16 protein-coding genes and 2 tRNA genes are annotated in these 19,427 nt (G+C 62.1%); 10 read left to right on the plus strand and 8 right to left on the minus strand.

Annotated elements, in window-relative coordinates; all coding sequences use genetic code 11:
• Positions 1–2: 2 nt before the first annotated feature.
• The 4 genes from SCLO_RS04165 to SCLO_RS04180 are packed head-to-tail and all read left to right on the plus strand — an operon-like array spanning position 3 to position 3,476.
• A complete protein-coding gene (locus SCLO_RS04165; RefSeq protein ID WP_066513974.1) occupies positions 3–791 on the plus strand; it encodes a TatD family hydrolase in 789 nt (262 codons plus the stop codon).
• Complete coding sequence (locus SCLO_RS04170) at positions 788–1,573, plus strand: MBL fold metallo-hydrolase (protein ID WP_066513975.1); 786 nt, start codon at positions 788–790, stop codon at positions 1,571–1,573. Before SCLO_RS04165 ends, SCLO_RS04170 begins: the two co-directional genes overlap by 4 nt.
• On the plus strand, positions 1,573–2,193 hold the full coding sequence (locus SCLO_RS04175; protein ID WP_066513976.1) for a retropepsin-like aspartic protease family protein: 621 nt from the start codon (positions 1,573–1,575) through the stop codon (positions 2,191–2,193). The genes SCLO_RS04170 and SCLO_RS04175 overlap by 1 nt, the downstream gene beginning before the upstream one ends.
• On the plus strand, positions 2,190–3,476 hold the full coding sequence (locus tag SCLO_RS04180) for an MFS transporter (RefSeq protein ID WP_066513977.1): 1,287 nt from the start codon (positions 2,190–2,192) through the stop codon (positions 3,474–3,476). The genes SCLO_RS04175 and SCLO_RS04180 overlap by 4 nt, the downstream gene beginning before the upstream one ends.
• A 299-nt stretch (positions 3,477–3,775) precedes the next feature.
• Here SCLO_RS04180 and ettA read toward each other — a convergent pair whose 3' ends face one another.
• Entirely contained in the window at positions 3,776–5,455 is a 1,680-nt protein-coding gene (ettA, locus tag SCLO_RS04185; protein WP_066513979.1) for an energy-dependent translational throttle protein EttA, read from the minus strand.
• Positions 5,456–5,808: 353 nt separating this feature from the next.
• Here ettA and SCLO_RS04190 point away from each other — a divergent pair, with 353 nt between their 5' ends.
• Together SCLO_RS04190 and SCLO_RS04195 are read left to right on the plus strand one after the other, a co-directional pair.
• On the plus strand, positions 5,809–6,012 hold the full coding sequence (locus tag SCLO_RS04190) for a hypothetical protein (RefSeq protein ID WP_066513980.1): 204 nt from the start codon (positions 5,809–5,811) through the stop codon (positions 6,010–6,012).
• A 153-nt stretch (positions 6,013–6,165) separates the two neighbouring features.
• A tRNA-Pro gene (locus SCLO_RS04195) sits at positions 6,166–6,242 on the plus strand.
• Positions 6,243–6,360: 118 nt separating this feature from the next.
• Here SCLO_RS04195 and SCLO_RS04200 read toward each other — a convergent pair.
• The 4 genes from SCLO_RS04200 to SCLO_RS04215 form a co-directional block, all read right to left on the minus strand.
• Positions 6,361–7,614, minus strand: a complete 1,254-nt coding sequence (locus SCLO_RS04200) for a CDP-glycerol glycerophosphotransferase family protein (RefSeq protein WP_123905445.1) — start codon at positions 7,612–7,614, stop codon at positions 6,361–6,363.
• 163 nt (positions 7,615–7,777) lie between these two features.
• Positions 7,778–7,853 (minus strand) — tRNA-Ile (locus tag SCLO_RS04205).
• A 25-nt stretch (positions 7,854–7,878) separates the two neighbouring features.
• Complete coding sequence (locus tag SCLO_RS04210) at positions 7,879–8,916, minus strand: polysaccharide deacetylase family protein (protein ID WP_066513984.1); 1,038 nt, start codon at positions 8,914–8,916, stop codon at positions 7,879–7,881.
• 42 nt (positions 8,917–8,958) lie between these two features.
• Positions 8,959–10,656: a sensor histidine kinase gene (locus tag SCLO_RS04215; protein ID WP_066513986.1), complete on the minus strand. Its 1,698-nt coding sequence runs from the start codon at positions 10,654–10,656 to the stop codon at positions 8,959–8,961.
• A 192-nt stretch (positions 10,657–10,848) separates the two neighbouring features.
• Between SCLO_RS04215 and SCLO_RS04220 the strand changes: the two genes are divergently transcribed.
• Positions 10,849–11,322 (plus strand): Lrp/AsnC family transcriptional regulator, encoded by a 474-nt coding sequence (locus SCLO_RS04220; RefSeq protein ID WP_066513987.1) that lies wholly within the window; start codon positions 10,849–10,851, stop codon positions 11,320–11,322.
• A gap of 61 nt (positions 11,323–11,383) precedes the next feature.
• On the opposite strand, the gene SCLO_RS04225 is transcribed toward SCLO_RS04220, so the two are convergent.
• Together SCLO_RS04225 and SCLO_RS04230 are read right to left on the minus strand one after the other, a co-directional pair.
• Positions 11,384–12,658 (minus strand): tetratricopeptide repeat protein, encoded by a 1,275-nt coding sequence (locus SCLO_RS04225; RefSeq protein ID WP_066513989.1) that lies wholly within the window; start codon positions 12,656–12,658, stop codon positions 11,384–11,386.
• Positions 12,659–12,741: 83 nt separating this feature from the next.
• Entirely contained in the window at positions 12,742–14,010 is a 1,269-nt protein-coding gene (locus SCLO_RS04230; RefSeq protein ID WP_066514282.1) for a hypothetical protein, read from the minus strand.
• A gap of 267 nt (positions 14,011–14,277) precedes the next feature.
• Between SCLO_RS04230 and gyrA the strand changes: the two genes are divergently transcribed.
• Entirely contained in the window at positions 14,278–16,983 is a 2,706-nt protein-coding gene (gene gyrA, locus SCLO_RS04235; protein ID WP_066513993.1) for a DNA gyrase subunit A, read from the plus strand.
• A complete protein-coding gene (locus tag SCLO_RS04240) occupies positions 16,980–17,327 on the plus strand; it encodes a DUF952 domain-containing protein (RefSeq protein WP_066513995.1) in 348 nt (115 codons plus the stop codon). Before gyrA ends, SCLO_RS04240 begins: the two co-directional genes overlap by 4 nt.
• Before the next feature lie 38 nt (positions 17,328–17,365).
• Here SCLO_RS04240 and SCLO_RS04245 read toward each other — a convergent pair whose 3' ends face one another.
• On the minus strand, positions 17,366–18,493 hold the full coding sequence (locus SCLO_RS04245; RefSeq protein ID WP_066513997.1) for a glycosyltransferase family protein: 1,128 nt from the start codon (positions 18,491–18,493) through the stop codon (positions 17,366–17,368).
• A gap of 51 nt (positions 18,494–18,544) precedes the next feature.
• On the opposite strand from SCLO_RS04245, the gene SCLO_RS04250 reads away from it, so the two are divergent.
• A complete protein-coding gene (locus SCLO_RS04250) occupies positions 18,545–19,408 on the plus strand; it encodes a lysophospholipid acyltransferase family protein (protein WP_066513999.1) in 864 nt (287 codons plus the stop codon).
• The last annotated feature ends 19 nt before the right edge of the window (positions 19,409–19,427 follow it).

Consider the following 19,427-nt stretch of genomic DNA (forward strand, 5'->3'; position numbering starts at 1 on the left):
CCATGCTGATCGACAGCCATTGCCACCTGAATTACAAGGGGTTGATCGAAGATCAGCAGAATGTGCTTGAACGTGCGAGGGCAGCGGGCGTCGACCTGATGCTCAATATCGCGACGCGGGAGAGCGAATGGGACGATGTTCTGGGCACGGCGCTTCGGGCGCCCGACGTCTGGGCCACGGTGGGCATCCATCCGCACGAAGCCGATGAGCATCCGCATGTCGACACCGCCAAGCTGGTCGAGCGGGCCGCGCATCCTCGCGTCGTCGGCATAGGGGAAACCGGCCTCGACTATTATTACGACCATAGCGACCGCGAGCGTCAGCAGAAGAGCTTCCGCGCCCATATCGCCGCATCCCGCGAAACGGGGCTGCCACTGATCGTCCATACGCGCGATGCGGAGGAAGACACGCTGGCGATCATGCGGGAGGAAATGGGGAAAGGGCCCTATGGCGGGGTCATCCATTGCTTCACCGCCAGCGGGGACTTTGCCGATGCGGCATTGGAACTGGGCTTCTACATCAGCATTTCGGGTATCGTGACCTTCAAGAACGCCCGCGACCTTCAGGAAACGGCGGCCCGGCTGCCGCTGGACCGCCTTCTGATAGAGACGGATTCGCCTTTCCTCGCGCCCGTGCCGCATCGGGGCAAGCCCTGCGAGCCTGCTTATGTTGCCGACACGGCGCGGTTCCTCGCCCGGTTAAGGAATGAAAGCGGTGAGGAGCTGGCAAAAGCGACTTCGGCGAATTTTCGGACGCTTTTCCGCAAGGTCGGCCAAAGCCCGTCAACATGAGTTTCAGGCTCACCATATTGGGTTGCGGCACGTCGTCGGGTGTTCCCCGCATCGGCAATGATTGGGGCGCCTGCGACCCCGATGAGCCGCGAAATTATCGGACGCGCGTTTCCATCCTGGTCGAAAGCCCGACCACGCGCCTTCTGATCGACACCTCGCCGGATTTGCGCACGCAGTTGCTGGCCGCTGACGTGACGCATCTGGATGCGGTGTTGTGGACGCACGATCATGCGGACCATTGCCATGGCTTCGACGATCTGCGGCAGGTATTTCATCATCGGGGCAGTCCCGTGCCCGCCTACGCCCGCGCCGAAACATTGAGGGCGCTCCGCAGGCGCTTTGGCTATGCCTTTGAAGGGAAGGGGGGATATCCTCCCATCGTCGAGTCCCATGTGCTGCCCGATCATCTTGCCATTGGCGACATCGAGATAGGCTGCGTCGATCAACCGCATGGCGATATCATGTCGACGGGGTTCCGCTTCACCCATGGTGGACGCTCCATCGGCTATGCCACGGATTTCCATGAACTGACGCCGGAGATGCTGGCGCTGTTCGACCGGCTGGACATCTGGGTCGTGGATGCCTTGCGGGCGAGGCCGCATCCCACCCATGCCCATCTGGCGCTGACGCTGGAAGGTGTTGCCATGACCCAGCCTGGGCGGGCAATCCTGACGCATATGGACAATAGCATGGATTATGCGACCTTGTCCCGGACGCTGCCGGATGGCGTCGAGCCCGGCTATGACGGCATGGTCGTGGAATTGGAGCAGGGGGCATCCTGATGGATGTGGGAACGGATCAGGCCATGTCGAGCATATGGTATCTGCTCGCCCTCGTCCTTGTCGGTTCCGCTCTTCTGACACGGCGGATACCCCTTGGCGGCATGATGCGGATGGCGCTTTTGTGGGTGGCGATCTTCGCTATCTTGATGATGCTGTTCAGCCTGGCGCAGATATCCGGGCTTTTCCTGCGGGCGGTCGATGCGCCATCCTCAGCGGTGGAGCCCGCCGCCACGCCCAAGGCGCAGATCGAGGGCTCCCATATCCGCATACCCGTCTCCTCCGATGGGCATTATTGGGTGGAAGGCGCGGTCAACGGCACCCCGGTGCGTTTCCTGATCGATAGCGGCGCGAGCGTCACGGCCTTGTCGGAAACCGCGGCCAAGGCGGCGGCGCTCAACATCGATCCCGCGCAGCCAACCGTCATCATGGTCACCGCCAATGGCCGCGTGGAAGCGCAGCGATCGCGGATTGCGACGCTGGCGATCGGCCCGGTCCGGACAAGCGATCTGGAGATCGTCGTCTCGCCCGCCTTTGGCGATGTGAACGTCATCGGGATGAACATGCTGTCCCGCCTCAAAAGCTGGGGCGTGGAAAATGGCGAGATGGTGCTGACGCCGTGACGGCCGCGCCCGATCAGCGGCAAAGGCTGAAGGCCATCATCGGCGGTTCGGCAGGCAATCTGGTCGAATGGTATGACTGGTATGCCTATGCCGCCTTCACGCTGTACTTCGCGCCGCATTTCTTCCCGAGCGAGGACCGGACCGCGCAGCTTCTGAGCGCGGCGGGAATATTCGCCGTCGGTTTCCTGATGCGTCCGATCGGGGCGTGGCTCATGGGCATTTATGCGGACCGCCACGGCCGCAAGAGCGGGCTGACCCTGTCCGTGGCGCTGATGTGCGCGGGATCGCTGCTCATCGCGGTGACGCCCGGTTATGAGAGCATCGGGGTGGCCGCACCGCTGCTGCTGGTGCTGTCCCGATTGATGCAGGGCCTATCGGTCGGCGGCGAATATGGCGCCAGCGCCACCTATCTTTCGGAGATGGCGGGCAGGAGCCGCAGGGGATTCTTCTCCAGCTTTCAATATGTGACCCTGATCGCCGGACAACTCACCGCGATCTGCGTCCTGCTGATATTGCAGCAGATATTGACCGAGGCGCAGCTGGATGCGTGGGGCTGGCGTATTCCCTTCGCCATCGGCGGGGCGCTGGCCGTCATCGTATTCTGGTTGAGGCGTGGGCTTGCGGAAACGCAAAGCTACGCCGTCGCGCAGGCGGAAGGCGCGCCCCGATCCGGTCTGGGGGAGTTGCTGCTGCGTCATCCCCGCGAGACGTTGACGGTGATGTTCCTGACGGCGGGCGGGACGATCGCCTTCTATGCCTATTCCATCTATATGCAGAAATTCCTGGTCAACACGAGCGGCATGAGCCGGGAAACGGCGTCCCAGATCAATGGAATCACCCTGTTTTTCTTCATGCTGATCCAGCCTCTTGCCGGCGCCTTGTCGGACAGGATCGGACGAAAGCCCCTGATGATCGGCTTTGGCGTGCTGGGCGTGACCTGCACCTATCCCATCTTCGCCACTCTGGCCCGGACGAGCGATCCATGGATGGCCGCCATGCTGGTGATGGCCGGCCTCATCATCGTCAGCGGCTATACGTCGATCAACGCCGTGGTGAAGGCAGAGCTTTTCCCGGCGCATATCCGCGCGTTGGGGGTCGCTTTGCCTTACGCGCTCGCCAACACGCTGTTCGGCGGCACGGCGGAATTCGTTGCGCTCTGGTTCAAGCGCAACGACATGGAGAATATATTCTACATCTATGTGAGCGTGATGATCGCGATCTCGCTGGTGGTCTATATCCGGATGCGGGATACGGCGAAGCATAGCCGTATATTGGAAGACTGAGCGCGGATGCACGCCATAGCCGCAGCTGCTACTGCATAGATATTTAACATAATATATATTATCGAACTATCTGGCGTGTAGGCGCAATTTAGAAGAGAGGCAGTTCTGGCCAGTTCGGGAGCATCACCCGCGTTATTGAACGGCGGTGTCGAGCCGCGCGCTCAATAATTGGAGCCAGCGAACTCATCGACCATGAGGCGTGGGTTAAGAATCGCAGCCAACCGCCCTCGCCTCCCAACCTGCCGTCGCTGAGTAGCGCTGGCGGGATGGGCAGCGTCCTTCCACTGGAGCGTGACGGTTCAGCGCGTCAGCTTCTTATAAGCCAGCCGTGTCGGACGGTCAGCCGCATCGCCCAGGCGGCGGCGCTTGTCTTCCTCATACATTTCGAAATTGCCTTCGAACCATTCGACATGACTGTCGCCTTCAAAGGCAAGGATGTGCGTCGCCAGACGGTCGAGGAAGAAGCGATCGTGGCTGATGACCACGGCGCACCCCGCGAAATTCTCCAGAGCATCTTCCAGAGCGCGCAGCGTTTCGACATCAAGGTCATTGGTCGGTTCGTCGAGCAGCAGGACGTTGCCGCCCTCCTTCAGCATCTTGGCCATGTGGACGCGGTTGCGTTCACCGCCGGAAAGCTGGCCGACCTTCTTCTGCTGGTCCGATCCTTTGAAGTTGAACGCGCCGACATAGGCCCGTGTCTGGATTTCATGCTTGCCAATGGACATCAGGTCATGGCCGCCGGAAATCTCCTGCCAGACATTGTGATCGGGATTCAGTGCATCGCGGCTCTGATCGACATAGCCCAGCTTCACCGTCGGCCCGACTTCGATGGAGCCGGAATCGGGCTGCTCCTGTCCGGTGATGAGGCGGAACAGCGTCGATTTACCCGCGCCGTTCGGTCCGATCACGCCCACGATGCCGCCAGGGGGCAGGATGAAATTCAGATCCTCGAACAGCAGCTTGTCGCCATAGGATTTGGTCAGCCCCTTGGCCTCGATCACCTTGCCGCCCAGGCGTTCGGGCGTCTGGATAACGATCTGCGCCTTGCCGGGCGCCCGCTCATTCTGCTTTTCCACCAGTTCGTCGAATGCCCGGATACGCGCCTTGGATTTGGTCTGCCGCGCCTTGGGAGATTGGCGAATCCATTCCAACTCCTCCTTGATCGCCTTCTGGCGGCCCGCTTCCTCGCGATCCTCCTGCTCCATGCGTTTGGCCTTGGCCTCCAGCCAGTTGGAGTAGTTGCCCTCGAAAGGGATACCCCGGCCACGGTCCAATTCCAGCACCCAGCCCACAACATTATCCAGGAAATAACGGTCGTGGGTGACGAGGATGACGTTGCCGGTATAGTTGATGAGATGCTGTTCCAGCCACTGCACGCTTTCCGCGTCGAGATGGTTGGTCGGTTCGTCGAGCAACAGAATATCGGGCTTCTCGAGCAGCAGGCGGCAGAGAGCGATGCGGCGCTTTTCACCCCCCGAGAGATTTTCCACGGACCAGTCGCCGGGAGGGCAACGCAGCGCCTCCATGGCAATCTCAAGCTGGTTGTCAAGCGTCCAGCCATCGACTGCGTCAATCTTTTCCTGAAGCTCGCCCATCTCGGCCATCAGCGCGTCAAAATCGACGTCCTCGGGCGGATCGCCCATGATCATGCTGATTTCATTGAAGCGGTCGATCATGTCGGCCACGCCGCGAACGCCGTCCTTCACATTCTCGATAACGGTCTTTGAATTGTCGAGCTGCGGTTCCTGCGCCAGATAGCCGACCTTGATGCCTTCGGCGGCCCAGGCCTCTCCCTGAAAGTCGGTGTCCAGACCGGCCATTACTTTCATCAGGGTGGATTTGCCCGCGCCGTTGACGCCGATGATGGCGATCTTCGTGCCGGGCAGGAACTGCAGGTGGATGTTGTTGAACACCGGCTTGTTGGCGCCGGGGAAGGTTTTTGTAAGGCCCTTCATGACGAAGCTGTACTGGACGGCCATCGGGACAATCTCTTTCGATATGCTTGGCAGGATTTCTGCACGCCGGTTAGCGAACGGAGCGCCCATTGGCAAATGCGCGCTCTTCTCCATCAGGAAGAAAAGCCTGTGGTTGATGAAAATGCCCTCCCCCCGCCGCCATGTTCGAACAGGCGATTCCTCTTCCCGATGCTCTCATAAAAGGGTGGGAATTATGTGAACTTTTATAGTAGACAACGTTCCGTCGCGTGATTCAGCCGCTTCACCGACACAGAAAAGCATTGATTTGTGCAACGCACACGTTAATGCGGGTCGCTCGCGTAGGGCCACTTATGTAACGTGCCTGACGCGGCATATTGCTATGGGAGCCGTACACAATGAAGAAGATCGCTGTTGTTTTCGCTTCGGCCGGCCTGATGGCCCTCGCCGCTTGCGGTGAGAAGCCGGCCAACGAGACCGCGAACGCTTCGAACGCTGTTGTCGAAAACGTCGTTGAGAACGCTGTGAATGCTGCCGACAACGCCGCGAATGCTGCCGACAACGCTGCGAACGCCGCGAACAACGCCGCGAACACGCTGTAATTTTCGCTTTGGTGAAAACAGGAAGGGCGGGCCGCCGATGCGGCCTGCCCTTTTTGTATGCCGGGTTATTTCCAGCTATGGTACACCGCCTCATTCCGTTGCAAAGGGCGATTGACGGGATGGAGACTTCGCCGCTAAGGCGCTCGACGATGTCGGGGAGTAGCGCAGTCTGGTAGCGCGCCTGCTTTGGGAGCAGGATGTCGCAGGTTCGAATCCTGTCTCCCCGACCATTTCGGCGCACGCGGGCTCGCATCAAGCGATAAGCCGATAACGAGGAACGCATGCCCGCGTAGAGTTGACGTGAGAACAGCCGCTTAGCCTTCGAAGCGAAGGTGAGTGATTAGCGCATCAAAGTCCCAGAAACGTGCCGATAGCCTCGGCGCCTCTCACGCTCGCTCCGCGCCAATCGCCGAAAGCGTTGTCGACGGCGGCTTCCTGATCCTCGATCCGTCCGGGATGTTCCATGACGGCCTGATGGATGGTGTCGAGAATATTATCGGCATCGGTCGCCACCGATCCCAGCCGCCATCCCGCATAACGGGGATCGTCAGCCCAATGCACCTGATGACTGTTCAGAAAGGCAACTGGCCGGGGCTCATGCAGGAACTCATAAAGCTGGCTGGATACGTCGCCCAGATATATGTCGGATGCCAACACATAGCTCATGTCAACCATCTTGCGCGAATGAAAGTCTATGATGATCCGACCGGGCACGGCCAATGCATGCCATTCAGCCATTTCATGAGCCGTCATCCCTTCGCTGATGCGAATATGGGGCGCCACGATCAGATTATAGTGATCCTGACCGGCAAATATCTCGATCAACCTTTGCGCGTCCCGCCAGGATGAAATTTTCGGATCGAAATGTGGGTTATAGAGAACAACCGGTCGCCGCCCATCGGCGAAGAGACGCGGATATTCTTTCCTCCGGGTTCGGGCGAGATAGTCGAGCTTGACATAGCCGCATTGGCGCAAGCGGCTTCGGTCTATATTCTGCTCCCGGACCGCGCGATCGACATCCTTTTTCCCCGGCACGACAATGAGGTCGAATGCTTTGAGCCGGTGTTCAGACCGAGGTGCCCGGTCCCCCGCGCCATGACGAAAATGGATGAGACTGGCATCGGCCATCCCCATTTTCCGAAGTTTGGTGGAGGTGCGCTCCGGAACCACAACGGCGCGGGCATTGTGGTGGCGCCGCGCGATCCTGTATAATAGCGGCAGTTTCTCGATAGCGGGCCGACGGAACCAGCGTCCTACCGTCCTGCTCCATGTGGGTGGCGGCGATGGCGCGATCTTCATCCCCTCCGCGCGCATGGAACGACGGACCTCGGTCAACATCTGGCCCGTTTCACGGTCGCGGTGCAGGCAAGTCACCTGAACGTCCGGATAAAGCCGCGCCGTGGCCGCGGCAACGGGGGCTAGGTGCAGGACCTGATGCACGCCACCGATGAACAGGAAGAGAATCTCGTTATCGCGGCGCCCATCTTGCCGATACGCACGCTGGCTGCTGCGGCTTGAATGAGGGGGAATGTCATGTTTCATTCTCAAATAACGAACGACTGCCCTTTTCGCGGCAGCCCGGACACCTTCCTTTCTTCCCATGTCTACGCATGACGGAGGTGGAAAATTCCCTTTGCCGGTGAACGGCGCCTAAAATTACGACCGCCGCCGCCAAATCTTGCGGGGTAAGGCCCATCCTATTCCGCGCAACGGCAGCGAACGGCTGACGCTGGACCGGAAGTTGGGGGAAGGATTTGGAGATAGATGGTGGGCCCGGCAGGACTCGAACCCGCAACCTAGCCGTTATGAGCGGCCAGCTCTAACCATTGAGCTACAGGCCCCACCTGAAGCGGGCGATAAGGGGCATCAGGCCGCTTTGCAAGCCCGCCCGCTCGTTGAAACGCTTCGCACCAATTCATCCAGCCGCACGTGGCGGACGCCACGGCGAGACAGATGGTCGAGCACGATGTCCCACCATCTGTAGAAGGCATCCATATCCTTCGCGTTCCGGACGTAGGGCGTGTGGCCGGGCTCCAGTGTCGGGGAATGAAAGCTGAAGTTCAGAACCGGCACCCCTTCATCGATCAAGGCGTCGATCGCCATCAGGGCCGCGGTCACGGGCACCCCTTCGGGCGTCAGCGGAATCCGGCTGAGCAAGCCGCCGCGCGAGAACACGGCTGAAAGCGGCCCCATGGCTTGCGATGCCCGGTAAAGGCGTTCCCCTCCCCCTCTCAGCAGGCCGATAAAGGCGGTCGACAGGGGCAGTTCGATCAATGTCCTGTCAGGACCAGCCCAATAGGGATGCACGGGCAAGCCCTGAAAATCAGGTCCATATTGGGCACTGTAGTCGAACCTGCTCCGAACCGAGCTATCGACGATGAAACCGGCTTCTTCCAGCAGACGGGCGGTGTTGCTGCCCACGCCGTAACGGCCCGCCCGATAGGCGATGGGTCTTTCCCCGAAACGCGCGGCTATCCTTTGGCACAGGGCTTCGAGCTTCGCCTGCTCCACCGCTTCGGGCAGCGATCCGGCATAGCTGTTCGCGTCCGATACCTCCTCCACATGGGGCGGGTTGACCCATGGATGCAGGTGAGCGCCGATGTCCGCAGCCCGATCGGAGACCCATTGTCCCATCATCGCGGCGGCCCGATCATCATCGATCACGGGATAATCCGTCACATAGATCGGCTGTATCCCCGCCGCCGCGAAATAGGCCTGGCCACGCGCCATGCCTTTCCATGCAGACACGCGGTGCCCCGTGCGGCTGAAAGGCGCGTTCCAGTCAAATTCCTCTTCCGTATCGACGAAAAGCATGAAACGCGTACCGAAATCGGCATTGAGCGAAATCATGTCTTCCGGCCGAGGGGGAAGCAGCAGATTGCCATCATGGGAAGCCATGGTCATAGCCCCCTTCTATCGCGCAATGGTTGCGATAGGGTTTCGCCGCTACCCCTGTTCGGCCTGCCCTTCGGTCTGGAGGAGTGCAGGCACCGACAGGAGAATCCGTTCCGATTCGATTTCCAGCGCGGCGCCGCATCCCGCCGCAAGGCTGCGGATCAATCGAAGCGAAAAACCAAGGCCGAGCAATGGGCCATCTGCCCAATCTCCCTCCGCCGTATAGCCGGGATCCAGCAGTTCCTTCTCCTCCATGCCCCTCAGCGAGGAAGGCCGGTTGAAGACCAGCATTACACGCCCCGCTCCGCCATCGGGCTGAAACCAGCAGGAACCTGTCAAGTTGTCCCCCGGCGGCGTGACGGAAACCAAGGTCCGCAGGAGATGCTGCACCATCCTCTCCGCCTGGACCGGATCGATCCGAACCGCGGGAAGGCCGGGCGACATGCGAATGTCGACGCGAGAACCGGCTTCCCGAGTTTGATCGGAAAAACGCGCCACCACCTGCGTGATCAACAGCGCGGGGTCGACCGCGTGGGGCGTGATCGGCCCGTCGCCCTGGTGCGCCTTGGCAGCCAAATCGAGTTCATCGAACGCGGCCAGGAGATGCCGGGCATCGACGGCGATCTTGCCTGCCATGTCGCGATAATGGGGACCGGCGGCTCCGAAAAGCTCCTGCTCGATGATCTCCGCAAAGCCAAGGATAGCATTGAGCGGCGTCCGCAGTTCATGAACGAGCTGACGCAAGGAGTCGGCCGGGAATCCCGCGACCGAAGCCGATGCCGCATCAGATGGAATCGCGACCTCATGGATATAGGGGCGGCGCGCCTGCCCCCGATAGCCCTGAAACCGCCCCGACCGGGGATCGAAAAAGGGTGTGGCCGACATCCGCCATTCCCCCGCAAGCGCGCCACCGACGATCTGATACCGACCATGGCGAAACCCGCTGCGCCGTGCGAATGCACCGGCCACATGCCCATCAGGGCCACTGCCGCCGTCCAGCGCCGCTTCGTTCAGCGAAAGGCCGATGAGCGCAGCGCGAGGTTTTTGATCCACCCATATGATCGCACCATGGGCATCGGTTTCGAACGCGAAGGAGCGTATCGTGGTTTCGGGGGATTGCCGCGGCTCCTCCGGCGGAGCGGAATGGCGCTTGGTCCTTGTGAACCGCTGGATCCGGTCGACCAGATTGCGAATCTGGCTTTTGCCCTCGGCCGGATGTGCATCCTCATCGGGAGATGCTTTGCCAAGGGCCATGTCCGGCGTCAGCAGCATGGCCTCCGCCGGGAAGGCGTCGTCCCGTTCCGTGGTGAGCACCAGGTCAGCCGGCCCAAAGGCTTCCAAGGCTCGGCGCGTTTCCGGGCCGATGTCCCGGCGTCCGCGCAGAACGCCGCGCGCCGTAGGGGTGAGGCGTGACAGCAGGGAGGCCCAACCGTCATCCGAAAGCCGCGCGCGGGCAATGGCCGCCGCGGCGATCGAAGGCCGGTCATGGGCGAAAAATTCCACCAAGGCAGGCGAGGAAAGCCGCGATCCCAGTTCCACCACCGTCGCGATACGTTGCGCTTCGGACAATTGGGTGCGTAGATTCGTCAGCCGGTCGAGCAGCGCGGCCCGGTCTTCCCCGGACATGGGACGCTCGGCCCGATCGTGCTGGGCCAGCAGATCCACGCATTGGCGCCAGAGCGTCACCGCTCCTGGACCGCTTCTGCTTTCAGCGGACAGCACCGTCTGCATGACATCGTTGAAACGCACCCGAACCCTCTTTCGCACGGCCAGCGTCAAAAAATGCGACCATCTGTTTGATCCATGGATAAGCCCTCCACGAGCCAAACGAAAGGGGGTCGAACGCCTTTCAGAACCATCGTAGCATTGTGGGACAATTGCATTGTCCTGAAACATTATTATGATGGCGCGCAAGAACCATGTAAGGAAATAATCAGGATAATGGCGAGCCCGAATATCGACGACATCGATCTGCAAATTCTGGGGGAATTGCAGAGGGAGGGCAGGATGACCAATGTCGAACTCGCCCGGAAAGTGGGACTGACCGCGCCTCCCTGCCTGCGCCGCGTGCGTGCGCTGGAGGAAGCGGGGGCCATTACCTCCTATCATGCGGTCGTCGACCCGGCGATGCTCGGCTATATGATCACCGTTTTCGCGATGGTGAGCCTGCGCAGTCAGGCAGAAGCCGACCTGAAGGCCTTCGAGGATCATATCGCGACCCTGCCCGAAGTGCGCGAATGTCATATGCTGAACGGAGAAATCGACTTCATTCTCAAGGTCGTGGCGAAAGACCTTCAGAGCTTTCAGCAATTCCTTACGTCGAAACTGACGCCCGCCCCCAATGTGGTGAGCGTGAAAACCTCGCTCACCATCCGGACCGCCAAGAACCTGCCGGGCGTTCCCCTGCCCGTTTAGGGTAGGGGCCGCCCTGTTCAGGTTCCTTCGAAGGCAGCGCAGGCAGGATTCCGGGCGGAGTTCAACTGCTGGTCGAGGAGGCAGGTACCGTGGGGTTCTGCGCCGTTTTCTGATTTTGCTCCTCGATCCAGATGGACCAGAAGCCTGCCACATTGCTCCAATTGCCCTTCACGTTCGCAAGGGCCGTCTTGGCGCCGGCCAGATCGCCCGACCGTGCCAGGGCGATGCCCAGCCGCGCATTGGCCTGATCGTCGTTGATTCCGCCTTTGGTCAGGGCAAGCTTGTACAGTTCAGCCGCCTTGGGATATTGCGCGAGGGAGAAATAGGTATCCGCCGCAGCCAGGGCCGATGTGCCGTTGCTTGCCGACGAGGCCTTCTTCACGACCGCTGGCAATCCGGCCATTTCCTTTGTCGCCTTGGGCGTGGCGGATTTCAGCAACTGCGCGGTGACGGTCTGGGACGGCATCAGCTTGCCGGCTGAGCGTCCCGCCTCGATGATCGCCTTGGTTTCGGCTGGATAGCCCGCCTTATCGGCAAGCTGCGCATAGGCCTGATAATCGCGCTCGCTCGCCATGGAGCCACTGGCGGCCTGCAAACGGTAAAGATCGAGCTGAATCTGCGGATCGAGCGCCACCGCGGGCAGATAATTGCTCAGCGCCGAACGCCAGTCACGCGTGCTGCCGTAAAGGCTTAGCCTTTCCCTGTAGAGCGCTCCCAGATCGGCCCAGTTCCCGGCCTGATAGGCCAGCGAAATGGCGCGGTCGAACCAGGCGGCGGGAATCTTCTCGCCCGACGCCCGCTTGCGCGTCATGGCTTCCTGGACGAAAGGCCAGGCTTCCTTGGGCTTGTTCTTGCGCAGATAGATGTCCGCCCTCAACAGGCTGGCGTCGATATTGTCATAACCGAGCGTCCGCGCATAGTCGAGTTGTGCCAGGGCATCGTCATAATTGCCGACGACATAGGAAAGATAGCCCGCCACATAGCGTAGCCGGGGCGCATCCGCCTTGGGAACCGAACTGGTCTTGAACATGTCCGTCAGCGCAAGCCGTTCGGCCTGTGTATTCTGACGCTGGACGGCGAGCTGGAACCGCAATCCGGCCGCCGCATAAGCCTCGAAATCGGTGGCGGGCGTCAGCGCGGAAATCCGCGCGCTGGCCGTAGCCGCGTCTCCGGATTTCAATGCCGCCTGAGCCGCCTGCACATTGGTACGGAAGCTTTCCGACATCTCGACGACGGGACCGCCACTATCCTTCTTCTTGGCCGAAGCGGGCGTCACCAGCATGGCCGCGCTCAAGGAAGCGGCCAAGATATAAGCAAATTTCAGATTCTTCCGCATGGCCGTTCCGGCCTCCCCCTCGATTGAATACAGCCTGGCAATGGAACGAGGGCCGAAAGGATCGGCCCTCGTCCGACGTCAGGTCAAGCGCCCTTGCTGGCCAGATAGGACAGCCAAAGCCCAGCGATGGATTTTCGCGAACCGCCCTGCACGGCCTGGAACGCCGTCTTTGCAGAAGCGGTGTCGCCCGCCAGCGTCTTGGCGATGCCCAGACGCGTGTTCACCTCGTCCGCGTCGACGCCGCCCTTCTGCTTGGCGAGTTCGAACATCGTGGCCGCCTTGGCATAATCGCCATAGCCCAGATAGGCGTCGGCGGTCGCGGCCGCGATCTTGCCGTTGGCCGCCTTGCGCGCATCGGCCTCGGCCGAAGCCAACGACCCCTTGTCGCTGGCGATCCGGGAAACGGCCTGCTGGTAGAGGTCGCCCCCCTGCGAGGCGTTCAATACGCCCTTGGAGCGGCCGGCGTCGATGGCCGACTTCACCTCGCCGTAAATACCGGTCTTGGAAGCCATTTCCGCATATTCGGTGAAATCGCCCGCGACCAACAGGCCACCCGAGGCGGCCATCAGGCGCAGCACGTCCAGATTTTCGCGATTGGTGATGTTGGGGTTGGATTGCTGGAACAGGCGGACCAGCGTACGCAAATTCTCGCCACTGGGCGCGGCTTCATAAGCCTGCTTGGCCCAATCCGTCACTTCCGGCAGCTTGGCCGCCGCGGCGCGGCCGACGCCGATCTGATACCATTGGGCGGGGGGCTGCTGCCCGGCGGCCTTGCTCGCGTCGATCGCAGCCTTAAGAGCGGCCAATCCCTGCTGATTGAAGCCGCGAGCCGGTTCGGCGGAAGGATTGGTTGTCCCAGCCTTGCCGAAATAGGCCTGCGCCAGCGTCACATTCACCATTTCGGGCTTGTAGCCCGCTTGAGCGGCGGTCTGCGCACGCTGGATCGCCAGATCGTAATTCTTTGCTTCCAGCGCTCCTTCCGCGGCGATGGCGTTGAACTGTCCGGCCTGTTCCGGTGGCGTCAGGCCGCTATCGAGCATCTGCGTCAGAGCCTCGCTCTGCAACGCCTGATCCTTCGAAGCGATGGATGCGTTCAGCTTGATCGCGCCGATCTGATATTTGTCGTCGTTCGACTTCGCTTTGCTGTCCGCCTCCGCCAGCGCGGCCTTGGCGGCGGCGAAATCCTGCTTATCCGTAGCCGCCTGCGCGACCTGGAGAGCCTTGAGCACATCAGGCGACACGTTGAGCTTGGGGGCGCTCGCCTTCTTGTCCTTCGCCAGAGCGGGAGCCGACACGGCACCGCCGGTCAACGCCAATGCAAGCGCGAGCGCCAGCGGGGTTACGAAACGCATGATCCTCATCTCCTTTTCGCCTGAAGGGGGTCAGGCGACCTACCATGTTGTGCGCCGAATAGGGGATGGCGCGTGAACAGGCTTTGAACAAGCCTATATCTGCGGATTTTGCAACTGTCATGCGCCCGACTTCGTTCCCTTTTTCCGATCGCCGCACGAAATTCCGCGCTTTCCCGCCCGTATATCGAACGGCCCGAGGGGTGACAGATTTGTTTCGCTCCGCTAGTGCAGGCGCAACCATATTCACCCGCCAAAAAGAGAGTCGCCTTGACCGACGAGACCGCCCTCGCCGACCCTTCGGACATCAGCCCCGTCAGCATCGTCGAGGAGATGAAGACGAGCTATCTGGACTATGCCATGTCCGTCATCGTGGCGCGCGCCCTGCCGGACGTGCGCGATGGCCTGAAGCCGGTGCATCGCCGCATTCTCTTCTCCGCGCATGAAAGCGGTTTCCAGCATAACAAGCCCTATCGCAAGTCGGCCCGCATCGTCGGTGACGTGATCGGTAAATATCACCCCCATGGCGACAGCGCGATCTATGACGCGCTGGCGCGCATGACGCAGGACTGGTCGATGCGGGTGCCGTTGATCGACGGTCAGGGCAATTTCGGCTCCATGGACCCCGATCCCCCGGCGGCCATGCGCTACACCGAAGCGCGCCTTGCCAAGGTGACCTCTGCGCTGCTGGACGATCTCGACAAGGACACCGTCGATTTCCAGCCCAATTACGACGCCTCCGAGAGCGAACCGCAGGTCCTGCCCGCCCGCTTCCCCAACCTGCTGGTCAATGGCGCGGGCGGCATCGCGGTCGGCATGGCGACCAACATCCCGCCGCATAACCTGGGCGAAGTGATCCGCGCCTGTCTCGCCTATATCGACAATCCCGGCATCACCGTGGACGAGCTGATCCAGATCGTGCCCGGCCCCGATTTCCCGACCGCGCCGCTGATCCTGGGTCAATCGGGCGCGCGCAGCGCCTATCATACCGGGCGCGGCTCCATCATGATGCGTTCGCGTCATGAGATAGAGGAAGGGCGCGGCGACCGCTGCTCCATCGTGCTCACCGCCATCCCCTATCAGGTCGGCAAGAACGGCCTTGTCGAAAAGATCGCCGAAGCCGCCAAGGACAAGCGGATCGAAGGCATCAGCGACATCCGCGACGAATCGAACCGCGAAGGCGTCCGCATCGTCATGGACCTGAAGCGCGACGCGACGCCCGAAGTCGTGCTGAACCAGCTGTGGCGCAACACGCCCGCACAGTCGAGCTTCCCCGCGAACATGCTCGCCATTCGCGGCGGCCGCCCGGAAATCCTGAACCTTCGCGACATCATCGAAGCGTTCATCCGCTTCCGTGAAGAGGTCATCACCCGCCGCACGAAATATGAACTCAACAAGGCCCGCGACCGCGCGCATATCCTGCTGGGCCTCGTCATCGCGGTCACCAATCTGGACGAGGTGGTCCGCATCATCCGCGGTTCCGCCAGCCCCGCCGATGCGCGCGAATCCCTGCTGGCCCGCGAATGGCCGGTGGAGCAGATCGCCCCCTATCTGCGTCTTGTGGAAGCCATCGAGACCGAAGCGACCGGCGACACCTACCGCCTGTCGGACACGCAGGTGCGCGCCATCCTCGACCTGCGCCTGCATCGCCTGACCGCGCTCGGCCGCGACGAGATCGGCAACGAACTGGCCGAGCTGGCCGCCGCCATCACCGAATATCTCGAAATCCTCGGCAATCGGGTAAGGCTCTACGCCGTCATGCGCGAGGAGTTCGAGATCATCGAACGCGACTTCGCGACCCCGCGCCTTTCGGAAATCACCGCCGCCGCCGACGGCATCGAGGATGAGGACCTGATCGAGCGCGAGGACATGGTCGTCACCGTGACCATGCAGGGCTATATCAAGCGCACCCCGCTCGAAAGCTTCCGGTCGCAGGCGCGCGGCGGCAAGGGCCGGTCCGGCATGGCGACCAAGGATGAGGACGCCATCACCGAATTGTTCGTGACCTCCACGCATACGCCGGTGCTGTTCTTCTCCACCATCGGCAAGGTCTACCGCCTCAAAGTCTGGCGCCTGCCCGAAGGCGGCCCCGCCACACGCGGCCGTCCGATGGTGAACCTGTTGCCGCTGGCTCCGGGCGAGACGATCTCTACCGTCCTGCCCCTGCCGGAGGACGAGGCGGAATGGAGCAACCTCCATGTCATGTTCGCGACGGCGAAGGGCTCAGTCCGCCGCAACAGCATGGACGCTTTCACCAACGTCCCCTCGAACGGCAAGATCGCCATGAAGTTCGAAGGCGAGGATGCCGACGACCGACTGATCGGCGTCGCCCTGCTGAACGAGAGCGACGACGTGCTGCTCGCTACCCGCCAGGGCAAGGCGATCCGCTTCCCCGGCGACGATGTGCGCGAATTCCAGAGCCGCAATTCCACCGGCGTCCGGGGCATCCGCCTTGCCGACAGGGATGAGGTCATTTCCCTCTCCATCCTGCATCGCGCTGGAATCACGGATCAGGAGGAGCGCGACGATTATCTCCGCTTCGCCCCGTGGAAGGCGGAGAAGGAAGGGGCGCCGCACATGGCGGCCGAACGCTTCGAGGCGTTGCAGGCGAAGGAACAATTCATCCTCACCGTCTGCGCCAATGGCTATGGCAAGCTGTCCTCCGCCTATGAATATCGCCGCACCGGCCGGGGTGGCCAGGGCATCACCAATATCGACAATATCGGCCGCAACGGACCGGTCGTGGCCAGCTTCCCGGCGACCCGGCAGGACCAGCTCATGCTCGTCACCGATCAGGCGAAGCTGATCCGCATGGGCCTTTCTTCCCTGCGCGTCATCGGCCGCAATTCGGCGGGCGTGCGCCTCTTCAACGTGGCGGACGGCGAACATGTCGTCAGCGCGGCCCGGATCGATGAAAGCGACGAAGAGGCCGACACTGAAAGCCATGGCGAGGCGTCGGAAGCCACGGAAGCGTGACGGAACTCTTCGCCTACAAGATTCTGACGCGCCCGCAATTCGATCAATTGAAGACTGACGGCGTCTTTCACGGCGCACCGGTCGATCTGGATGACGGCTATATCCACCTCTCCACCCGCGATCAGGCGGCGGAGACGGCAGCAAGGCATTTTGCCGGGCAGGACGATCTGGTGATGCTGATGATGGATCTTGCCCCTTTCGGCGATGCGCTGAAATGGGAGCCGTCGCGTGGCGGCGCGCTCTTCCCGCACCTCTATGCGCCCCTGCTGATGAGCGCAGTCGCGGGCAAGGTGACGCTCCGCCTCGATGAACAGGGGCGGCATCTGTTCCCGGCGGGGTTTTAGTTCATATCGCTGCTTGGAAAGCGCGAACAGGAGCCTCGTCAGGGCCGCGCCTTGTCTACCGCCTCCATGCGAAATACCCGCCCACGCTTCACCCAATAATCGTAGCCGCCCCAGCGAATCCGCCGAGACAGCGCCCCAGCGACCTGCACGGCCAGATGCACCCACGTCACGGCAAAGGGCAGCAACGCATCCCATATCAGCGACCGCGCCGCCTTTCGTGCCTGCGCAGGCTCCACCACGCCGGCAATGATCCGCCTTCGGACCAGAACCCGGCCCCAGGCCGCGCCATAGCCGACGGCCGTTGCACTCCAGCCGCCCCAGCCCAAGGCCCAGAGCCAGCCCACCGCCTGCATCGCCACAACCAGCGTTGCGATCCCCCACATGGCGGGGCTGTTGGTGAAGATATGCCGATATTGCCGTGCCGCAAAGCTGAATGCTGCCCTTCCCCCCTCCTGCAAGGGACTCGCCACCAGCAGGTCGCGCACGGGACGGAGCCGCAGCTTTTCATGCCATCCGGCCAGACCGATGCTCATGTCATCGGACAGACGGCCCGCCAATATCCGGTCCAGATCCAGCCGTTCAGCCGTGGCCCGCGTCATCGCCATGGCCCCTCCCCAGGGCATCGTCGAACCGGGCGCGCGGGGGAGTGTCGCCAATTGCATCTCCACCGCGCCGATCAACGCCAACAGCGGCTTTGCGTCCGGCAGCAGCAGGCGATAGCCCGTCACGATGTCCGCCTTGCCCCGCACCAGCGGAAACAGCAGCCGCCCGATCAGCCGCGCGGGCGGCTCTATGTCCGCGTCGATGAAGACCAGATAGCGGTCGCCTGGCCCTAACGCCCCCAGAGCAGCCCGCAGCTTGTGCACTTTCTGCCCCTCATCGTGGGCCACGCCGGCGCGGACGATGTGCACATCGGGAAAGGTGAGAGCCTCCGCTGCCGGACAAGCCCCCGAAGTCGCCACGATCAATCGGAAAGGCGCGGTCTGCGCCGCCAAGCGCGTCATCAGATCGGCTCCGCCGTCCCAATCGTCGCGGACGCATAGCAGGACGGCGACGCCTTCGGGCGCTTCCTCCTGCCGTTCCGTAGGCAGATGCCGCAGATAGTTGACGACGCCCAGCACCGTCATCCCCTGCAACAACAGCCAAAGCCCCAAGGCCCAACTCATCGCGCGTCCCGCCCTTTACCACCTCGACTGCTGCTGTATGAGCAAAGGGCGATGCTCTCAAACCCCTTTCTCTTCACCCTGTTGCGTTTGCTGCCCACGGCCATGGCCTCGTGGATCGGGGGGTGGCTGTCCGTGACCATCGCGCGCCGAACCATGAAACTGCGCGACCGTCGGGCGCGGACGAACCTCGCCCTGCTGCGCCCCGAGCTCAGCAAAGCCGCGCGCGAGGCGATGCTGACCCGCCGATGGTTCAATCTCGGCCGCACCATGGCGGAACTTGCCAATGTCGACCGGCTCGTCACGCCCCGCCGGATCGCGGTTCAGGATGAAGCCGGTTATCGGGAGGCGCTGGATTCCCCCCGTCCGATGATCTTCCTCACCACCCATATCGGCAATTGGGACCTGCTCGCCGCGCATTTGAAGGCGTCCTGCGACCGTGCCCCGCTGGGCGTCTACGATCCGCCCACCGATCCCGCTCAGGCGAAGATGCTGCAACGCGCCCGCAAAAGCTATATGGGCGAAGCCATCACCGGCGGCGGCGCGGCCCGCTCCATCGTGCGCCACCTGACGAGCAGCGACCGCGCGATGCTCTACATCCTGATCGACGAACGCCGCGACATGCAGGTGGCCTTCCCGCGCTTCGGACGCGACATCGGGGCGAGCGGCAATCTCTCCATCGCGCTGCGCCTCGCCCGCCGCAGCAATGCGCGTTTCCTGCCCTTCTATCTCGCGCGGGAGAAGGGCGCGCATTTCCGGCTGCACTGGCATCCGCCGCTCGACCCGGCCGAAATGGATGACGCCGCATTGCTGGATGCCATCGACGCCTATCTTGGAAAGGCGTGCATCGACCATGCCGACCAGTGGCTTGCGCTGCACGACATGGACCTCACGCGGCCCATCGCGCAGGCGATGTGACTTGCGCGGCCTTCGGGTC

The organism is Sphingobium cloacae (genome assembly GCF_002355855.1).
Lineage (GTDB): Bacteria > Pseudomonadota > Alphaproteobacteria > Sphingomonadales > Sphingomonadaceae > Sphingobium > Sphingobium cloacae.

Bases quoted from the DNA above. Each gene is read 5' to 3' on its own strand.
- SCLO_RS04165 (WP_066513974.1), top strand. From the start codon at position 3: ATGCTGATCGACAGCCATTGCCACCTGAATTACAAGGGGTTGATCGAA.
- SCLO_RS04170 (WP_066513975.1), top strand. From the start codon at position 788: ATGAGTTTCAGGCTCACCATATTGGGTTGCGGCACGTCGTCGGGTGTT.
- SCLO_RS04175 (WP_066513976.1), top strand. From the start codon at position 1,573: ATGGATGTGGGAACGGATCAGGCCATGTCGAGCATATGGTATCTGCTC.
- ettA (WP_066513979.1), bottom strand. From the start codon at position 5,455: ATGGCCGTCCAGTACAGCTTCGTCATGAAGGGCCTTACAAAAACCTTC.
- SCLO_RS04190 (WP_066513980.1), top strand. From the start codon at position 5,809: ATGAAGAAGATCGCTGTTGTTTTCGCTTCGGCCGGCCTGATGGCCCTC.
- SCLO_RS04200 (WP_123905445.1), bottom strand. From the start codon at position 7,614: ATGGGAAGAAAGGAAGGTGTCCGGGCTGCCGCGAAAAGGGCAGTCGTT.
- SCLO_RS04210 (WP_066513984.1), bottom strand. From the start codon at position 8,916: ATGACCATGGCTTCCCATGATGGCAATCTGCTGCTTCCCCCTCGGCCG.
- SCLO_RS04220 (WP_066513987.1), top strand. From the start codon at position 10,849: ATGGCGAGCCCGAATATCGACGACATCGATCTGCAAATTCTGGGGGAA.
- SCLO_RS04225 (WP_066513989.1), bottom strand. From the start codon at position 12,658: ATGCGGAAGAATCTGAAATTTGCTTATATCTTGGCCGCTTCCTTGAGC.
- SCLO_RS04230 (WP_066514282.1), bottom strand. From the start codon at position 14,010: ATGCGTTTCGTAACCCCGCTGGCGCTCGCGCTTGCATTGGCGTTGACC.
- SCLO_RS04245 (WP_066513997.1), bottom strand. From the start codon at position 18,493: ATGAGTTGGGCCTTGGGGCTTTGGCTGTTGTTGCAGGGGATGACGGTG.
- SCLO_RS04250 (WP_066513999.1), top strand. From the start codon at position 18,545: ATGCTCTCAAACCCCTTTCTCTTCACCCTGTTGCGTTTGCTGCCCACG.